Genomic DNA, 18,329 nt, shown 5'->3' on the forward strand with positions numbered 1-18,329 from the left:
CCAGATCGGCCAACGCCCCCTGACGGCGCTCATACAACTCCGCCACCGCCAACAACCGCTGCGCGGTGGACATCGACTCATAGCGCGTGGCCTCACCCATCAACTCGATGAGATCCCAATCCCGATCGCACTCGAACACATGTTCGACTATGCCACACGGGTCCGACACGTCGATGTGATGTCTCAGGACATCGGTGACAGTCCCCGCATAAGGCCGAGAAGTTGAGCTTGTTCACGCGCCTGTGGGCCGAACCCGTGTATCGGTTGACGTACGACCCGGACGGCCGGTCCTACCGCGACCGACTCAGGGGCAGGCTGTGAACTCGACAGGCAGGTTCGCCGGTCCGGTGATGCCGGTCATCGACTTCCACGGGACGGGGCCGGTGGTTCGGATGTTCGGCATCCGACGTGCCATCGTGGTCAACGCTTCGGCGAGTTCTATCCGGGCGAGGTGTGCGCCGAGGCAGTAGTGAACGCCGCCGCCGAAAGTCAGCATGGCCGGGGCATCTTCCCGCGTGATGTCGAAGCGACCCGGCTCGTCGTATACGTCGGAGTCACGATTGGCCGCAGCGGTATTCGCGATGACGAGAGTGCCTGCCGGGATCCTGAATCCGGCGAGTTCGACGTCTTCGACCGGCACGCGCATCGTATTGAGAATGACCGGGGAGTAGCGCATCACCTCATGCACGGCCTGGACTGCGAGCTCGGGGCGCTCGGCCAGCATCGCCCACTGTTCGGGGTGATCGCTGAAAACCTCCACCGCCGCAGCCAGTTGGTTGCGCGTGGTGTCGGTTCCGGCCATCAGCAGCGTCGCGGCCGCGGCCGTCGAGTGGTTGGGGGTCGTTGACCCCGACTGAGCTCGATGTTGTGCGGTTGGTCAGTGAGGATGTTGCTCGGGCGCAGTCGCCCCGGCGGCCGCGGCCCCTTCTGTCCCGACATGTGCCAGTCATCCAATGCCTGTGCTGCTGAGACGATTTCATCCACCGCGGCGACCGGATCAGTCAGACCGCCGTCTTCGCTGCCGTCGTCGGCGCGGTCGAGATGCTCGCGAAGCAGCCGCAGCCGCAGGTCGCGGGCGAACTTTCCCTCGGAGTCCAGGACGGCGCAGGACAGCTCACTGTCATGCGTCCATGACCGCCGATTGAGGTTGTCGCTGCCGATGCACGCCCACACATCGTCGATGACACACGCTTTGGCGTGTACGTACACCGGTGTGCCCTCGTGGTTCTCGACATCGAACACATGGACCCGGTCGTGACTCGCCTCGAAACACGTCTCGAGCGCCTGGCTGCGGCCAATCTTGTTGGGTGGCAGGGCCAGCCGACCGTCGACGTCGGGGTGTCGCGGAATCACCGCGACCAAATGCAGGTCGGGATTGTCGACCAGCGCCTGGGCGAACAGCTGCGCGACCCGCTTGGACCACAGGTACTGGTCCTCGACGTAGATCAGCCGCCGCGCCCGCGGCACCACCTTGTTGTAGGCACGCGCAATGCTGCGCTCACCGCTGGGCGCGAAGTCGTACGCGAAGTGTGCATCGGGGTAGGTGCGCAACACCTGAACGGCATGGGGCCCACAGGGTGGCGGATCGGGCGGTTGCTCGGGCAGCGGATCGGCGTCCATGTCGGCGCCACCGAACTTGTCCCTGAGCCAAGCGATGGGGTTGAGCATGTCCAGCGACGCCGGGTCGTTCCAGCGCTCGCGGAATGTCGTGTCGAGCGCACCGACCGCAGGTCCCTGAACCCGCAGTTGCACGTCATGCCACGGCGGATGCTCGCCGTACTGCTTGGCCATCTGCACCGCTTGCGGGTCGCCACGGTGCGATGCGTCGTCGCGGCGGGAATGACACAGGTCGATCCCGCCGACGAATGCGACGTCTCGCTCCGGCGCACCGGGATGCCTGATGACGACCAGCTTCTGGTGATGCGACCCGCCGATGCGAACCCGCTGATCGAGCAGCACTTCCCCACCCGCGCGCTCGATGGCCTCGCCGAGGTGGCGGTTCTCCTCCTCGCTGTAGGTGAACTTGTCCAGATGCGACCGCCACACCAATCCCTTGACGACGACACCGCGTTCGGCGGCGCCGCAGAACAGTTCGCGGATCGTCGGACCATCGTCGCGCATCTTCTGGTCGGGGTCGCCCCGCCAGTCTGTGAAGAACAGATGGTCGCCGGCCGCCAGCGCTTCCACTTCCGTGACGAGAGCATCGAAGTACGTCGAGCCATGGATCAACGGCTCCGCCCGGTTGCCGTCGCACCAGGCGGGTAGCGCGGAGTCCGGATTGCCGCGTTCGCCTTCGGTCAGGAACCAATCGGTGACGTTCAATGCCCACGTCCAAGCAGCCGGTCGGCATAGGACCGGCCGTCCGGATCGAAGATCACGCGGTAGGCGGGTTCGGCCCAGAGCCGGGTCAGCGGATCGACACGCTCGACCTCATGTGGCCGCAATCGGCCCGGCGGACGTGGTCCCTCACATCCGGATTGATACCACTCCTCCAAAGTCTCCGCAGAGGAGATGATTTCGTCCACTGCGGTAGCCGGATCGACCAGTGCACCATCCTCGCTACCATCGACGGCGCGGTCGAGGTGCTCGCGCAGCAGCCGCAACCGCAGGTCACGGGCGAACACATCGTCGGCATCCAGCACCGCGCAGGCCAACTCGCTGTCGTGGGTCCAGGACCGCCGATTGAAGTTGGCACTGCCGACACAGGCCCAGGCGTCGTCGATGACACACACCTTGGAATGCACGTACACCGGTGTGCCCTCGTGGTTCTCGGCGTCGAAGAGATGCACGCGACCCGGGGCGGCGCGTCGGCACGCCTCGACGGCGAGTTGACGGCCGACCAGTGTCGGTGGGCGGCCGAGGCCGCCCTCGAGATCGAAATGCCGTGGAACGACGGCCACCAGGTGCAGATCCTGACTGGCGGTCAGCGCCTCGACGAGCAGGGCCGCGATCTCCTCCGACCACAGATACTGGTCCTCGAGGTAGATCAGCTTCCGGGCGCGCCGCAGTGCCTTGGTGTAGCCGCGCGCGATGGTGCGTTCACCGTCCTTGGCGAACTCGTACTCGATCAGGGCGTCGCCGTAGGTCCGCAGCACCTGCACCGCGTGCGATCCGCACGAAGGCGGATCCGGCGGCTGCTCCGGCAGCGGGTGCCGTTCGGGTGTCCCCGCGAACCGGTCGCGCAGCCAGGCCAGCGGATTGAAGAGATCCAACGGTGCCCTGGCTGTCCAGCGCTCCCGGAACGTGGTGTCCAGCGCACCCACGACCGGACCGCGCACCTGCAACTGCACGTCATGCCACGGCGGGCGCTCACCGTAGCGCCGCGACATCGAGACCGCCTGCGGATCGCCGCGATGGGACTCGTCGTCGCGGCGCGAGTGGCACAAGTCGATCCCACCGATGAATGCGACGTCGCGATGCGGCTCCTCGGGGTGACGAAGCAGGACCAGTCGTTGGTGATGGGACCCGCCGAGCAGCACCCGCTGGTCCAGCAGCACCTCCCCGCCCGCACGCTCGATGGTCTCGGCGAGATGGCGGTTCTGCTCCTCGTTGAACTGCAGCCGGTTCGGGTATGAGCGCCACATCAGACCCTTGACGAGCACTCCGCGCTCGGCCGCGGCACGAAATAGTTCGGCGACCGTCGGTCCGTCCTCGCGCAGCCTCTGATCGGCGTCGCCGCGCCAGTCGGCGAAGAACAGGTGATCACCGGGGCCCAGCTGCTCCACTTCGGTGACGAGGCGATCGAAGTAGGCCGACCCGTGAATGAGGGCCTCCGCCTCATTACCCTCGCTCCACGCGGGCAGATCCCAGTCGGGATTACCCCGCTCACCTGACGTGAGGAACCATTCGGCCAGCACAGACACGCCCTGGAATGCCCATTTTCGCCGTTGTTTACGCACGGCCGGCGTATGCGAAGATCCGGGCATGCTCGTTATGCGGCGCCTGCTGCTGGCGCTTTGGGTCCTCGTCCTGACCGCGGGTTGTACTCCCGGTGTGTTGCCGGACGAATCAAACACGACGAGCGCGGGCAGCGAGAACTCGAAGGCTGACGCGGTGATGCGCGCGGTGCGCGAGACGATGGCCGCCGAGCATCTGAAGTCGGTCATCGTCCGGGTCACGGTCGACGGGCAGGAGGTGGTCACCGAAGCCGTCGGCGAGTCGATGACAGGCGTGCCCGCAGAAACCAACATGCATTTTCGCAACGGTGCGGTGGCCATCTCCTACGTCGCCACACTGCTGCTCAAGCTCGTCGACGAACAGAAGGTCAGCCTCGACGACAAGCTGTCGGAGTTTCTGCCCGAGATTCCGCACGCCGACCGCGTCACGCTGGGCCAGCTCGCCCAGATGACCTCGGGCTACGTTGATTACGTCATCGGCAACACCAAGATGACCGACGCGGCATATGCCGATCCGTTCCGGCGCTGGACGATTCACGAGCTCCTGCAATTCGCCGTCACGCAGCCGCTGCTCTACGAGCCCGGAACAAACTGGAACTACGCGCACACCAACTACCTGCTCCTCGGGCTGGCGCTGGAGAAGGCCACCGGCCAAGAGATGCCGAAGTTGTTGTCCGAGAAGGTACTTCGCCCGCTGGGGTTGACGAACACCGTCAACTCGCTTACGCCGGAAATTCCGGCGCCCACGCTGCATGCATTCAGCTCGGAACGTCGCGAATTCCTCAAGATCCCTCCGGACACACCGTTCTACGAGGAGAGCACCTTCTGGGATCCGTCGTGGACCATCACCCACGGTGCGATTCAGACGACCAACATCTTCGACCTGGAGGCGACGGCCGTCGGCATCGGGTCGGGCAAGCTGCTGTCTGCCGATTCGTACCAGAAGATGGTCTCGACCGACCTGCGCGGCAAGACCCACAAGCAGGCCGGGTGTACGACATGTGACGAGATGAACGACGGCTACACCTACGGTCTTGGCCTCGTCATCTCGGGCAACTGGCTGCTGCAGAACCCGCTGATGTCGGGGTATTCCGCAGTGTCGGCCTACCTGCCGTCACAGCGGATCGCGATCGCCGTCGCCACCACCTATCTCCCCGAGGCGTTCGACGACGAGGGCGATTACACCAACGCTGCGGACGCTTTGTTCCGCAAGATCGGCGCCGTTATGGCCCCTGACGATGCGCCGCCGGTGCGCGCGCCGAAATAATGTGATCGTGGCTCCCAAAGTTCTCTTCCTCTACAACGAGCATCTCGCGACCGAAGCGCTGCTCGGCGAGGCGTTCGCAGATCAGGGCTTCGACGTCGAGGGGTTCGAGGTCGTGCCCGCGGCGCGCGTCGATGATCCCGCCGGAGACGTGACGTTCCCCGATCCCACCGGCTACGACGTCATCGTGCCGCTCGGGGCGCGGTGGCCGGTCTACGACGATGCGTTGCGCCGCAGCTGGGTGGGAGCGGAGATGCAGCTGGTGCGCGACGCCGCCGATGCAGGAGCGGCGCTGCTCGGCGTGTGCTTCGGCGGCCAGCTGCTGGCCCAGGCGTTCGGCGGATCGGTCGCGCGCTCAACGGACCCGGAGGTGGGCTGGTACGACGTCACGAGCGACAACGAGGAATTGATCCCCGGCGGACCGTGGTTCCAATGGCACTTCGACCGGTGGACGCTGCCCCCCGGTGCCACCGAGATCGCCCGCACCGCAGACGCGTCGCAGGCGTTCGTGCTCGGGCGTGCGCTCGCGCTGCAGTTTCATCCAGAGGTCGACGCCGACCTGCTGGACGTGTGGCTGGCCGACGATCGCGACGGAGAGGTCACGGGATTCGGACTCACCCACGAGCAATTACGTTCCCGTACAACGGATCTTGCCGAGAGCGCAGCAACGAGAGTGCGCAACCTGGTGCGAGGCTTCGTGACGCACGTCGTCCGTCAACCGTGCCCCAGCTCGTGAGCGAGGGCGCCGTCGACCCGCGGGTGCCGGAACCGGTGACCCAGCGTCTCGAGTTTGGTCGGCGCCACGCGCTGGTCGGCCTCGGCGAGCTCACGTGACCCCTGCGCCCCGAGCAGAAGCCGCGGCCCAAGCGTCGGAACGGGCAGCAGAGCCGGACGGTGCAGTACCCCGGCGAGCGCCTTGGTGTAGTCGGCATTGCGCACCGGCGTCGGCGCCACGGCATTGACCGGTCCTGACAACCGGGAGTCATATATGGCGCGGTAGTAGACGTCGAGTAGGTCGTCCAGCGCGATCCAGGACAGCCACTGACGGCCACCGCCGATACGCCCGCCCAGTCCCGCGGCGAACAGCGGACGCAACAGACGCAGCGTGCCGCCGTTGGCGGACTGCACGATTCCGGTCCGCACGTTGACGACGCGGATGCCGGCTTGCACGGCAGGCACGGTGGCTGCCTCCCATTCCGCGACGACATCGGCGAGAAAGCCGTCGCCGCGCACGCTTTCCTCGCACAAAACGGCGTCGCCGCGGTCGAAGCCGTAGATGCCGATCGCCGAGGCGCTGACGAACGGCCCGTTGAAGCCACCGTTGGCAGCGACCTCGGCCAGGCGGCGGGTGGGGCCGATCCGACTGTCGCGGATGCCCTTCTTGTGCGCGGCGGTGAATCGCCCGGCGATCGACGTCCCGGCGAGATGCACCACCGCGTCGACACCCGACAGCAGGTCCGGCGCGGGGCGATCGGGATCCCACCGCCGCTCGTCCGGGGATTGCACTGGATGCCGGACCAACCGGATCACTCGGTGCCCGCCCGTGCTGAGAAATGCCGTCAACGCGGTGCCGACCAGGCCGGTAGCCCCGGTGACGGCCACGACCAGTGGGGTCAGGCCCGCATCACGGGCGTCGCGGTGCGCGGCCAGGTCGTCGGCGAGTTGGCGGTGCCGATAGGCGAACATCGGTCGCAGTGCGGCCGCGGGCACCGGCGCGTCGATGCGGTCATACACCCGCGTTCCCGAAGCGACCTCCTCGAACTCGTGGGTGTGGGTCCAGCGTCCGACGATCCGTGGAGGCAACGACCGCAGACCTTCAGAGGAGAGCACATCGACGAACCGGTGCGGTGGGTCGAACCTGGTCGGGTCGTGCTGCGCCACCCAGCGCAACCCGGCAGGCAGACCGAGCACGGCACGGCCGTCGGCCAGCGAGTCGGCCTCGGCCACCACCTTCATCGGCTGCCATGGCGGTACCAGGCGTCGCATTGCACCGGGACGCGTATGCCATTCGAAGACCTCCTTCAACGGATGGTCGACGACGGTCTCAAGCTCGATGCCCATAACTGAATATTCGCAGCCGCGGGGGTGTCGGATTGGCCCCCGGGTTGGGTATCCACGGTCGTAGGCTGAAATTTCGGAGAATCACGATGAGCGGATTGCGCAGACCGACCCGCCGAAGCGCGGGTCGCGTGTTCCGGGACCGCCGGGAGGCCGGCGACGTGCTGGCGCAGATGCTGACGACGTACCGCGATGAGAACGACGTGCTGGTGCTCGGACTGGCCCGAGGCGGCGTTCCGGTCGGCTGGCCGGTCGCCCGCGCTTTGGGGGCTCCGCTGGATGTGTTCCTGGTTCGAAAACTGGGGGTCCCGCAGTGGCATGAACTCGCGATGGGCGCACTGGCCTCCGGCGGTGGCGTGGTGATCAACGACAGCCTGGTGCGCAGCCTCGGCATCAGCGACGACCAGATGCAGGACGTGATCGAGCGAGAAACCGACGAACTACACCGGCGCGAACGCGCCTACCGCGGGGACCGGCCGCCGGTCGACATGGCCGACAAGATCGTGATCCTGGTCGACGACGGCATCGCCACCGGCGCCAGCATGCTCGCGGCGGTACGTGCCGTGCGGGCCGGCGCCCCTTCCGCGGTGGTGGTCGCCGTCCCGGTGGGACCGCCATCGACATGCCGCGAGCTGGCGACCGAAGCCGACGACGTGGTCTGTGCGACGATGCCGTCCCGATTCGAGGCCGTCGGTCAGGTGTACGAGGATTTCCACCAGGTCACCGACGACGAGGTACGCGAATTGCTTACAACCCCAACGGTTTAGCGGTTGCGGTCCTCGTTGGTGACGTCGTCGGCTTGCTCGACGACCGTCGTCTCCGCGGGCGACTCGTCCGGGTACTCCTCGTCGAACTCGACGGCCTGCTCGTTCTCGACGTCGCCCTCGACTTCGTCGGCGTTGTCCCGGGAGCGATCCCGGATCGCGTCAACGATCAGCAACACCACGCCGATAACGCTCGCCGCGATGCACACCCAGGCGATCACCTCATTGCTGGTGACGACGGCGGTCACCAACGCGGCAAGGCCGATGACTGCGAGCACGAGCGCGACGATCAACATTGATCAACCCTGGGTCGACGGGACACGGCGAGCGGAATCGCCGACGACTAGTTGTTGCCGCGGTTGAATTGGTTGAACCCGCCGGCCTCGTTGTTCGCACTGGAGTCCACCGGGGCGGCGGAGCCGCGCTGGCCGAGCTCCTCGAGCTGCGATTCCAGATAGGTCTTGAGCCTGGTCCGGTATTCGCGCTCGAAGGTGCGCAGCTGTTCGAGGCGACCTTCCAGCACTGTGCGCTGCTGATTGATGGTGCCCATGATCTCGGAATGCTTGCGCTCGGCGTCGGCCTGCAGGGCGTCGGCCTTTTCCTGGGCCTGCCGCAGCTGCGTTTCCGAACGGGTCTGCGCGTCGAGCAGAAGGGCGTCGGCACGCTGCTTGGCCTCCGCGACCGTGGTCTCGGCGGTCTGCCTCGCCTCGCTGACCATCGCGTCGGCCTGCGCACGCGCGTCGGCCAGCAACTTGTCGGACTCGACCTTGGCCGTGCCGGTCAACCGGTCGGCGGTGTCCTGGGCCAGGGCCAGCACGCGGGCCGCCTTGAGCGCCTGATCGTCGGATACCGACGAGGTCGGGGCCGCTTCGTACACCGGCTGTGGAGTGGGCTCGGGTGCGGGCGGGGGCGTCGGAGCAGGCTCGTAGTGCGGAATCGACTGAGTCGATTGCGCGCCACCGCCACCGCCGGAGGCCAGCTCCTGGTCCAGCTCGGCGACACGCTGACGGAGGTCGGCGTTCTCCTCGATGAGTCGGGTCAGCTCGTTCTCGACCAGATCGAGGAAGGCGTCAACCTCGTCCTCGTTGTAGCCGCGCTTGCCGATGGGTGGCTTGCTGAATGCAACGTTGTGAACGTCGGCAGGTGTAAGCGGCATTGTCTGCCCCCTTGGAGTCTGGACCGTAAACCGATCTCAAAGTGTAAAGCCTCGCTGGAACGTAACTGGCGCCCATCCTGTCACACCAGACCCTGCGGTTGCAGTAGAGCCCAATATTAAGAGCGAATTTCAATCTTCCGCGGTGTCGGTAGGTGCGATTGAGTCTTCCAATATCGACTTCGGCAAACCGCCCAGAATCGCGGCGGTCGAGCGGATCTCAGGCCGCCGCGCCGAATGCCAGCTGCATGCCGATAAAGGCCAGTAGCAGCAGCACCATGATGGATAGATCGAAGCGCACAGCACCTATCGTGAGCTGCGGAATGATCCGGCGCAGCAGCTTCACCGGCGGGTCCGTCACGGTCATGATCAGTTCCAGGATCACCACCGTCATGCCCTTGGGCTGCCAGTCCCGGGAGAACGACCGGATGAATTCGACGACGACCCGGGCGATCAGCAGCAGCCAGAAGACGAACAGGGCGAAGCCCAGTATCGAGAAGAATTGCGACAACGGAGCCGACCTCACTACAGGTGTGACATTTGATACAGGCACGAGGTCGCGCACGCTTGAAGACGAGGCGCCGGCGCGACGCCGCCAGCCTACCTGGCACGTTCGGCGAGGACGCTACCGCTGAGAAGCCCTGAAGAGATCGAACCTATTGATAGGCGTAGAAACCGGCCTCGGCGATGCGGCGGCGTTCCTCGGCCGTCACGTCGACATCGGCCGGCGACAGCAGGAAGACTTTGGTCGCGACCTTGTCGAACGAGCCGCGCAGGGCGAATGCCAACCCGGCCGCGAAGTCGACCAGTCGCTTGGCGTCGGCGTTGTCCATGGTGACGAGGTCGATGATGACTGGGGTGCCGTCGCGGAACCGCTCGCCGATGGTGCGGGCCTCGCCGTAGTCCTTCGGGCGCAGCGTGGTGATCTTCGACATCGGGCTGCCGGCCTCGAACAACTCGGCCATCCGGCGGGGATCCATCGCGAGTGCCCCGCGGGTCGAACCACGAAGCGCGCCCAGCCGTGACGATGCGCGCTCGAAGTCGCGAGGTCCGCGCATCCTCGGCTCGAAGCGGTCGTCGTCGCGGAATCCACCGCGGTACCCGACCGGTGCGTCGTCGTACTCGCGGTCGTCGTAGCCGCGACCGTATCCGTCATCTTCGAAACGGTCCTCCCGCGGACGGCGCGAGTACCCGCCGCGCGCGGTGCCGCGGTCGTCGTCTTCGTAGTACTCGTCGTCGTAGTCGTCCATAGGGGCCATTCCGAAGTAGGCCTTGACCTTGTGGAGTGTGCTCATCGCTCGACCCTTCTCATGATCGCTCTGGTGTCTGTGATGAAGATGTGACTGGAGTGACTACTCCTGGTGACGGTAGAGGACGTTGTCCCAATAGCGCGGTACCGACACGCACACACGTTGAGCCGTGTTCGACCGCCGCCTCGAGGTCGCTGGACATCCCGGCAGACAGTCCGAGGCGCTGCGGATAATGCCGCTGTACCCGTGCCAATTCGGATTGCAAACGTCCGAAGGCTGCACCGGGGTCCGCTGCCAACGGCGGAATCGCCATCAGCCCGACGAACTCCAGACCCTCGCCGGCCTCGGCCGCGGCGCAGAGGGCGTCGACCGCCTCTGCATCGTTGACATCCACGCCCCCGCGCTTCAGGTCCCCGTCGAGGCTGATCTGTATGTAGACGCGCAGCGGCGCGGACCGTTCGCCGTCGGCCAGCGCCTGCGCCGCGGCGCGGCTCAGGGCGTCGACGAGACGCACGCTGTCGACGGAGTGCGTGGCATACGCCCAGCCGGCGATCGACCGCGCTTTATTGCGCTGGATCCGCCCGACCATGTGCCAGCGAATGGGTGCGCCGCCCTCACTATTGGCGACTTCCGCCGCTTTATTGGCCGCTTCCTGTTCGCGAGACTCGCCGAAATCCTCGCACCCTAAATGGTGCAGAATTGATACGTCGGTGGCCGGGAAGAATTTCGTAATAGGCAGCAATTCAATTTCGTCAGAATTGCGTCCGGCGGCCTCGGCCGCGGCGGCGAGCCGGGCCCGGACGGCAGTCAGCGCCTCGGCGAGTTCAGCTTCACGAGTCGTCACCATGGTGAGAGTCACTCCATCCACACCAGGGACGCCAGCCGTCCCGTCGGCGCGTCCCGCCGGTGGCTGAACAAATTGCGATCCTCCACCGTGCAGCGCGGGTCGACGTCGATGGCCCGGATTCCCAAATCCGTTAGTTGCCGGGCGATTCCGGCCCGCAGATCCAGTCCGGGAGTCTGCTGAGCGGTCGTCGTGCGACTGCCGGGCAGGGTGGCCTCCACCTCGGCGGCCATGGCTGCGGGAACCTCGTAGTTGCGTCCGCTGACCGAGGGACCCAGCAGCACCGAGATGTCCTCGACGCGCGCCCCGACTTCGAGCATCGCCTCCACTGTGCGCGCCACGACACCGTTCTGCGCGCCGACCCGGCCGGCGTGCGCGGCAGCGACCACGCCTGCGCGCGCGTCACCCAATAGCACCGGAACACAATCGGCGGTCACCACGGCCAAAGCCAATCGCCGCCTCGTGGTAACCAACGCATCGGTTTTGTCGACGGGTACGGGCCGGTGTTCGTCGACCACCTCGACGCGATCGCTGTGCACCTGGTTCATCCACACGACAGCGTCATCGCCCAGTCCGACCGCCGCAGCGAGCCGTTTCCGGTTGGCGGCCACCGCGGCGGGGTCGTCGCCGACGTGGTCACCGAGATTGAAGGTGTCGAACGGTGGCGCGGAGACACCACCGGCACGGGTTGTGGTCACGCGCCGTATACGAACCGTCACGTTCGCCAGTATCGCGGCGATGTCAGTGGCGCATGAACGGCGGCACGTCGACATCATCGTCGTCGTCCCCGCCGATACTGACCGTCGCCCCGTTGGTGTGCACCGGCACACTGACGGCGTCGGCCGGCTCGAACAACTGCGAGGTCACCTTGCCCGCGGTTCCGGCCGCGATCGCCTGCCCGGCGCCGACCACCGGCTTGCGCCCCGGCCCGGCCGAATCGAATCCCGCGGCGATGACCGTGACGCGGACTTCGTCGCCCAGCGAGTCGTCGATGACGGTGCCGAAGATGATGTTGGCGTCGGCGTGGGCCGCTTCCTGCACCAGCGAGGCCGCCTCGTTGATCTCGAACAGTCCGAGGTCACTGCCGCCGGCCACCGACAGCAGCACGCCCTGGGCGCCCTCCATGGACGCCTCGAGCAGCGGTGAATTGATGGCGATCTCGGCTGCCTTCAGTGCGCGGCCATCACCGCGCGCCGACCCGATACCCATCAATGCGGTGCCCGCTCCGCTCATGACGCCCTTGACGTCGGCGAAGTCGACGTTGATCAGACCGGGCGTGGTGATCAAATCGGTGATGCCCTGCACGCCGTTGAGAAGCACCTCATCGGCACTGCGGAACGCGTCCATCAACGACACCGCGGCGTCGCCCATCTGCAGCAGCCGGTCGTTGGGGATGACGATCAGCGTGTCACAGCTCTCGCGCAGCGAGGTGATGCCGGTCTCGGCCTGATTACTTCGGCGCTTGCCCTCGAAGGAGAACGGCCGCGTCACCACACCGACGGTGAGTGCACCGAGCTTGCGGGCGATCGTCGCGACGACGGGCGCGCCACCGGTACCGGTGCCACCGCCTTCGCCCGCGGTGACGAACACCATGTCGGCACCGCGCAGCAGTTCCTCGATGTCATCCTTGGCGTCTTCGGCGGCTTTCCGTCCGACCTCGGGGTCGGCTCCGGCGCCGAGTCCGCGGGTCGAATCGCGGCCGACGTCGAGCTTGACGTCGGCATCGCTCATCAACAGCGCTTGTGCGTCGGTGTTGATGGCGATGAACTCGACGCCTTTGAGGCCCTGCTCGATCATCCGGTTGACGGCGTTGACGCCGCCGCCGCCGATGCCGACGACCTTGATCACGGCGAGGTAGTTATGCGGGGGGGTCATCGGATCGCCCTTTCCTCCCAGGTTGGTTGTCGACTCGCAGAACGCCTTGGCAAACTCTCAACCTCAACCAGAGGGTTATAGTTATGTCAAGTTGTTTCGCGCAATCAGAACGGTAGGGCGCGTCCGCTGACGATCCGTGCAGGCGCGCCGAAACGCACGCAAAGAATTCTGCGCAATTACTTGACGGTCGGCAGGTCCGGACTCGACACGTCGTACGTCTGGCCCGGCTGGGTGAGCAGCGCGCCGAGTGTGAGCGCCTTCTCCTCGGTGCGGTCGGTGGTCCCCCACACGACCTGGCGTCCATCGGTGAGCTGCAGCGTGATTGCGGCGACCGAGGGTGCGTCGACGCGGGCGACCTGAGCGGCCACCTCGGGGCGCAGCGACGTCATGACCTCGAGCGCGGCTTTCGTCGGTGGATCGTTCGGCCCGGGATTCTGGGTGTCGAGATACGGCACGCCCGGCGGCGGCGGCGCGATCGCGAAATCCACACCGTCGCGGTCGAACAGATGCGGTCCGTCCGGGTAGTCCTTGACCACCACCGGCACCCGCTCGACCACGGTGACCCGCAGCGTGGACGGATACTCACGCTGGACCCGAACGCTGGCGACACGCCGGATCGCGGCCACCCGCTCGGCGACGGTGTCGGTGTCGATCTGCAGCAGCGGAGTCCCCGGCTCGACGGCCACCGCGTTGGTCACCTCGTCCTGCGTCAACGCGCCCAACCCGACGACGACGATGTTGCGCGCCGACATGACCGGCGTGAAGTACAGCAACAGTCCCAGCCCGACGACGATCACACTGATCAGCGCTGTCCACATCAGCACCTTCAGGCCCCGAACCGTGCCGCGCCCAGTCTTTTTCGTACTGGGGGCACCGGTGATGCGCCGCTTGGCCTCGCGGCGGGCCTCTTCAATCGCGGTGGCGCGGGCCTGGGCGGCGCGTCGCTCCTCGCGCTCACGGCGTGCCCGGCGCCGAGGGCCCTCGAAATCGGTTTCCGACTCGGCGTCGGCCGGGCTTTCGGCCGTCGGGTCATCGGCCTCGGCCGGGGTCTCGGGCTCGTCGGCCTCGACCGCGGGGTCGGTCGGCTCTGTCATCGCGGCACCGGGCCCGGCCCGCCCGGCGCACCGCGGTTGGCCTTGGCCTGCAGCGCCGCCAGAATCTCCTTGCCGAGCATGGTGACATCACCGGCACCCATGGTGACGACGACATCGCCCGGCCGCACAGCAGCGGCCACGCGTTCGGCGACAGCCGAGAAGTCCGGGATGTAGGTCACCGGAACGGTGACGTGTTCGGCGACGCTCGCTCCGCTGATTCCCGCTATCGGCTGCTCACGGGCCGCGTAGACGTCGAGCACGAAAACCTCGTCCGCAATATCCAGCGCCTGTCCGAATTCTCGCGCGAAAGCCTCTGTCCGCGAATATAAATGGGGTTGGAACACCACGACCGAACGGCCAGTGCGCGCCACCGTTTGCAATGTGCTCAGATTGGCGTGAACCTCGGTGGGATGGTGTGCGTAGTCGTCGAAGACACGCACCCCGCTGACGTTGCCGACCAACTCCAGACGGCGGCGCACACCTTCAAAGCCGGCCAGACCGTCGAGGACAGCGTCGACAGGTGCGCCGGCATTCACCGCGGCGAGCAGGGCGGCCAGCGCATTGAGCGCCATATGTCTACCCGGCACCGCCAGTCGCATCACCCACGGCTGCGGGTCGCCGGCCAACTGGACGTGCGCGACGGCGCCGGTGTCGTGCTGTTCCCAACTCACCAGCGCGGCATCGGTCGCCACGCTCGGATCGCTGCCGTAGCGCAGGACACGGATACCCAGCGCCGCAGTACGTTCGGCGAGTGCGGCCCCGCCCGGGTCGTCGACGCACACCACAAGTGCACCACCGGGTTTGATGCGTTCGACGAAATCATCGAACACGGCGCGGTACGCCTCCACGGTGCCGTAGAAATCGAGGTGATCGGCGTCGATGTTGGTCACCACCGCGATATCGGGGCTGTACTCGAGCAGCGACCCGTCGCTCTCGTCGGCCTCGGCGACGAAGCAGTCGCCGCTGCCGTGATGGGCGTTGGTGCCGGCCTCCCCGAGGTCCCCGCCGACCGCGAACGACGGGTCGAATCCACAGTGCTGCAAGGCAACTATCAGCATCGAGGTGGTGGTCGTCTTGCCGTGGGTGCCGGTCACCATCAGCGTGGTGTAGCCGGCCATCAGCCTGGCCAGCACGACCGGACGCAGGATCACCGGGATGCCACGTCTGCGCGCCTCGACCAGCTCGGGGTTGGTCTTGGGGATCGCGGCATGCGTCGTGACGACGGCGGTCGGTCCACCGGGCAGCAAGTCGAGCGAGGACTCGTCGTGACCGATGCGGATCGACGCACCCCGCGCCTGCAGCGCCACCACGCCGCGCGACTCCTTGGCGTCCGAACCGGACACCATCCCGCCGCGGTCCAGCAGGATGCGGGCGATTCCAGACATGCCGGCACCGCCGATGCCGACCATGTGCACCCGCTGCAACTCGGCAGGCAGGATCCGATGTCGCCGACCTTCCGGCTCCGGTGGCTTCGCTTTCACCGCAGACCCTTTCGGGATTCGCGCGCGATGTCGAGGGCGACTTCGGCGACCTTTTGCGCTGCGTCACGATGGCCGGTCAGCGCGGCGGCCACCGTCATCGCCTGCAGGCGCCCCGTCTCGGTCAACAATGCGGTGACCGTGTCGGCGACGAATTGCGGCGAAAGGTCGGCGTCGTCGACGAGGACGCCGCCGCCGGCGTTGACGACGGGCAGCGCGTTGAGCCGCTGCTCGCCATTGCCGATCGGCAGCGGCACATACACGGCGGGCAGACCGATCGCCGTCAGCTCGGCGACCGTCATGGCCCCCGACCGGCAAATCGCGAGGTCGGCGGCGGCGTAGGCGAGGTCCATCCGGTCCAGATAGGGAACGGCGACGTACGGCGGATCGCCGTCGGCTGACTCACGCAATTCGAGGGTGTTCTTGGGACCGTACGCGTGCAGCACCGAGATTCCGCACGCAGCGAGATCTTTGGCGGCAGCAGAGACTGCGCGGTTCAGCGACTGGGCGCCCTGCGAGCCGCCAAAAACGAGTAGCACCTTGGCGTCGTCGTCAAAGCCGAAGTGCGCACGCGCCTCGGCACGCAGGGCCATCCGATCCAGCGATGTGATCGCCGCACGCACCGGTACCCCGACGACCTCGACGTCGCGCAGCCCCGGATTCGGCACCGCCGAAAGCACCCGTCGCGCTGTACGGGCGCCGATTCTGTTCGCCCAGCCCGCGCTGGCGTTGGCCTCGTGGATCACCACTGGCACCCGACGACGCTTGCCCAGCCCGCCCCGGGCGGCCAGATATGCCGGCAAGGCAACGTAGCCGCCGAATCCGATCACGACATCGGCGTCCACGTCGACCAGCACGGCGCGGGTCTGTCGCACCGCCCGTCGGATTCGCATCGGCAGCCGCGCGAGGTCAGCCGACGGCTTGCGTGGCAGCGGGACCGGGGTGATCAGTGCGAGGTCATAGCCGCGCTGCGGCACCAACCGCGTCTCCAGACCACGCTCGGTGCCCAGTGCGGTGATCCGCACGTCAGGATCGATCGCTCGCAGCGCGTCAGCCACCGCCATCGCCGGTTCGACATGGCCCGCGGTACCACCACCCGCGAGCACCACCGATACCGATCTGTTCACCCGTAATGCTGACCTTCCAATGTGCGAGCCCGTCGGCCCTTGCGATCTCGACCGTCTCCATGATGCCTTGGGGCTCGCACGGCCCTGGCGGCTGTGGCGGTTTGGCGCCGGTTCTCCGCGGCGGGCTTACGACTCCTGCTGGTGGCGGCCTTGGGCCGCGGTGCCTTCTTGGTTGGTTTGGTGCTCCCCGCACCCTTGGTTTCCCTGGTTCGCAGGCGGTCTCGCAGCGCCTCGGTGCGGGTCGGCACATACGGCGCAGGCAGCGGCAGTCGCAGTAGGCGGTTGACCCGATCGTCACGCCCCGCCCGCAGGGCAGCCACCGCCTCGGGTTCGTGTCGCGCCGCGTTGGCCATGATCCCGATCATCAAGAGCGTTGTCGCCGTTGATGTTCCGCCGGCGGAGATGAGCGGCAGCTGCAGCCCGGTCACGGGGAGCAGCCCCACCACGTAGCCGACGTTGATGAATACCTGACCCATCACCCACAGCGTCGCGGTGGCGGTCAGCAGTCGCAGAAACGGGTCTGCCGAGCGACGGGCGATCCGCATGCCGGTGTAGGCGAACAGGCCGAACAGACACAGCAGGCCGGCCGCTCCGATGAACCCGAGTTCCTCACCGATGATGGCGAAGATGAAGTCGTTGTGCGCGTTGGGCAGGTAGTTCCATTTCGCTGTGCCCTGCCCGAGTCCGTCGCCGAAAAAACCGCCGTTGGCCAGTGCGAATCGCGCCTGGCGGGCCTGGTAGCCCGACCCCTGGGAGTCGGCGCCGGGATTCAACCACGACATCACCCGATCGGAGCGGTAGCCCTCGGCCATGGCCAGTGCGGCCGCCGACACGACGACCGCCAACAGCGACGATACGAACACCCGCAGCGGGAGGCCGGCATACCAGAGCAGACCGAGAAGAATGATGCCCAGCGACACCGTCTGCCCGAGGTCGGGCTGAGCGACGATGAGCGCCAGCGCGATAACGGCCGCAGGCACCAGCGGGATCAACATCTCACGCAGCGATGCCCGCTCCATACGCCGGGTGGCCAGCAGGTGCGCACCCCAGAGCAGGAACGCGATCTTGGCCAGCTCCGACGGCTGCATCGAAAAGCCGTTGATGACGAACCAGCCTCGAGAGCCGTTGGCCACCTTGCCGATTCCCGGGATGAGCACCAGGATCAGCAGGATGATCGAGATGCCGAATCCGGTGAACGCCAGGCTGCGCATCAGCTGGATGGGCATTCGCATCGCGACGTAGAACGCGAAAAGGCCGATCACCGTCCACAGCACCTGCCTGGCGAACACCATCCACGGCGAACCGTCCGTGTCGTAGGAGTACACACCCGAGGCGGACAGCACCATCGTCAGGCCCAGCATGACGAGCAGTGCCGCCACGGCGATGATCAGATGGAATGACGTCATCGGCCGACCGAGCCACGCGCCGAAGCGCGTCCGGGGTGCCTGCTCCGCCGACGTAGCGTCGCCCGGTTTATCGTCACCCGTCCTGCGGAGCCGCAATCGGGTCAAGATGTTGCTCATCGC

17 protein-coding genes and 1 pseudogene are annotated in these 18,329 nt (G+C 66.7%); 3 read left to right on the forward strand and 15 right to left on the reverse strand.

What is annotated here, in order from left to right; all coding sequences use genetic code 11:
• Positions 1–304: 304 nt before the first annotated feature.
• The 3 genes and pseudogenes from CSQ99_RS27740 to CSQ99_RS27750 form a co-directional block, all read right to left on the reverse strand.
• Positions 305–814 (reverse strand): annotated as a pseudogene (locus CSQ99_RS27740) (cytochrome P450); the annotation flags it as partial.
• A complete protein-coding gene (locus CSQ99_RS27745; RefSeq protein ID WP_245909125.1) occupies positions 802–2,322 on the reverse strand; it encodes a phospholipase D family protein in 1,521 nt (506 codons plus the stop codon). The pseudogene CSQ99_RS27740 and the gene CSQ99_RS27745, both read right to left, overlap by 13 nt.
• The gene (locus CSQ99_RS27750; protein ID WP_245909126.1) at positions 2,319–3,926 is read right to left on the reverse strand and encodes a phospholipase D family protein; all 1,608 of its coding nucleotides are present in this window, start codon (positions 3,924–3,926) and stop codon (positions 2,319–2,321) included. The genes CSQ99_RS27745 and CSQ99_RS27750 overlap by 4 nt, the downstream gene beginning before the upstream one ends.
• Between CSQ99_RS27750 and CSQ99_RS27755 the strand changes: the two genes are divergently transcribed.
• Positions 3,925–5,163: a serine hydrolase domain-containing protein gene (locus CSQ99_RS27755; RefSeq protein WP_099042213.1), complete on the forward strand. Its 1,239-nt coding sequence runs from the start codon at positions 3,925–3,927 to the stop codon at positions 5,161–5,163. The genes CSQ99_RS27750 and CSQ99_RS27755 overlap by 2 nt on opposite strands.
• A 7-nt stretch (positions 5,164–5,170) precedes the next feature.
• Positions 5,171–5,896 carry a type 1 glutamine amidotransferase gene (locus CSQ99_RS27760; RefSeq protein ID WP_176561252.1) on the forward strand — a complete coding sequence of 242 codons (726 nt, stop codon included), beginning with the start codon at positions 5,171–5,173 and terminating at the stop codon, positions 5,894–5,896.
• Here the strand turns inward: CSQ99_RS27760 and CSQ99_RS27765 are convergent.
• Positions 5,875–7,221, reverse strand: coding sequence for a TIGR01777 family oxidoreductase (locus tag CSQ99_RS27765; RefSeq protein WP_099042215.1), 1,347 nt, complete (start codon positions 7,219–7,221; stop codon positions 5,875–5,877). The genes CSQ99_RS27760 and CSQ99_RS27765 overlap by 22 nt on opposite strands.
• An 86-nt stretch (positions 7,222–7,307) precedes the next feature.
• Here CSQ99_RS27765 and CSQ99_RS27770 point away from each other — a divergent pair, with 86 nt between their 5' ends.
• Positions 7,308–7,985 (forward strand): phosphoribosyltransferase, encoded by a 678-nt coding sequence (locus CSQ99_RS27770; RefSeq protein ID WP_099042216.1) that lies wholly within the window; start codon positions 7,308–7,310, stop codon positions 7,983–7,985.
• Here CSQ99_RS27770 and CSQ99_RS27775 read toward each other — a convergent pair.
• The 11 genes from CSQ99_RS27775 to ftsW form a co-directional block, all read right to left on the reverse strand.
• Positions 7,982–8,278: a hypothetical protein gene (locus CSQ99_RS27775; RefSeq protein WP_099042217.1), complete on the reverse strand. Its 297-nt coding sequence runs from the start codon at positions 8,276–8,278 to the stop codon at positions 7,982–7,984. The two genes, CSQ99_RS27770 and CSQ99_RS27775, sit on opposite strands and share 4 nt — an antisense overlap.
• A gap of 47 nt (positions 8,279–8,325) precedes the next feature.
• The gene (gene wag31, locus CSQ99_RS27780) at positions 8,326–9,138 is read right to left on the reverse strand and encodes a DivIVA-like cell division protein Wag31 (protein WP_099042218.1); all 813 of its coding nucleotides are present in this window, start codon (positions 9,136–9,138) and stop codon (positions 8,326–8,328) included.
• A gap of 217 nt (positions 9,139–9,355) precedes the next feature.
• Entirely contained in the window at positions 9,356–9,646 is a 291-nt protein-coding gene (locus CSQ99_RS27785; RefSeq protein WP_099042233.1) for a YggT family protein, read from the reverse strand.
• Positions 9,647–9,791: 145 nt separating this feature from the next.
• Positions 9,792–10,430: a cell division protein SepF gene (locus tag CSQ99_RS27790; RefSeq protein WP_099042219.1), complete on the reverse strand. Its 639-nt coding sequence runs from the start codon at positions 10,428–10,430 to the stop codon at positions 9,792–9,794.
• A gap of 13 nt (positions 10,431–10,443) precedes the next feature.
• On the reverse strand, positions 10,444–11,232 hold the full coding sequence (locus CSQ99_RS27795) for a YggS family pyridoxal phosphate-dependent enzyme (RefSeq protein ID WP_099042234.1): 789 nt from the start codon (positions 11,230–11,232) through the stop codon (positions 10,444–10,446).
• Between the two features lie 8 nt (positions 11,233–11,240).
• Positions 11,241–11,948: a peptidoglycan editing factor PgeF gene (gene pgeF / locus CSQ99_RS27800; RefSeq protein ID WP_218014622.1), complete on the reverse strand. Its 708-nt coding sequence runs from the start codon at positions 11,946–11,948 to the stop codon at positions 11,241–11,243.
• A 22-nt stretch (positions 11,949–11,970) separates the two neighbouring features.
• Positions 11,971–13,104, reverse strand: coding sequence for a cell division protein FtsZ (ftsZ, locus tag CSQ99_RS27805; protein WP_099042221.1), 1,134 nt, complete (start codon positions 13,102–13,104; stop codon positions 11,971–11,973).
• A gap of 176 nt (positions 13,105–13,280) precedes the next feature.
• Positions 13,281–14,198 carry a cell division protein FtsQ/DivIB gene (locus tag CSQ99_RS27810; protein ID WP_099042222.1) on the reverse strand — a complete coding sequence of 306 codons (918 nt, stop codon included), beginning with the start codon at positions 14,196–14,198 and terminating at the stop codon, positions 13,281–13,283.
• Positions 14,195–15,607 (reverse strand): UDP-N-acetylmuramate--L-alanine ligase, encoded by a 1,413-nt coding sequence (murC, locus tag CSQ99_RS27815; protein ID WP_218014623.1) that lies wholly within the window; start codon positions 15,605–15,607, stop codon positions 14,195–14,197. Before murC ends, CSQ99_RS27810 begins: the two co-directional genes overlap by 4 nt.
• A gap of 68 nt (positions 15,608–15,675) precedes the next feature.
• Positions 15,676–16,824, reverse strand: coding sequence for an undecaprenyldiphospho-muramoylpentapeptide beta-N-acetylglucosaminyltransferase (murG, locus tag CSQ99_RS27820; RefSeq protein ID WP_099042224.1), 1,149 nt, complete (start codon positions 16,822–16,824; stop codon positions 15,676–15,678).
• Positions 16,800–18,326 (reverse strand): putative lipid II flippase FtsW, encoded by a 1,527-nt coding sequence (gene ftsW, locus CSQ99_RS27825; RefSeq protein ID WP_099042225.1) that lies wholly within the window; start codon positions 18,324–18,326, stop codon positions 16,800–16,802. Before ftsW ends, murG begins: the two co-directional genes overlap by 25 nt.
• Between the last annotated feature and the right edge of the window lie 3 nt (positions 18,327–18,329).

The organism is Mycobacterium neglectum (assembly GCF_002591975.1).
Classification (GTDB): domain Bacteria; phylum Actinomycetota; class Actinomycetes; order Mycobacteriales; family Mycobacteriaceae; genus Mycobacterium; species Mycobacterium neglectum.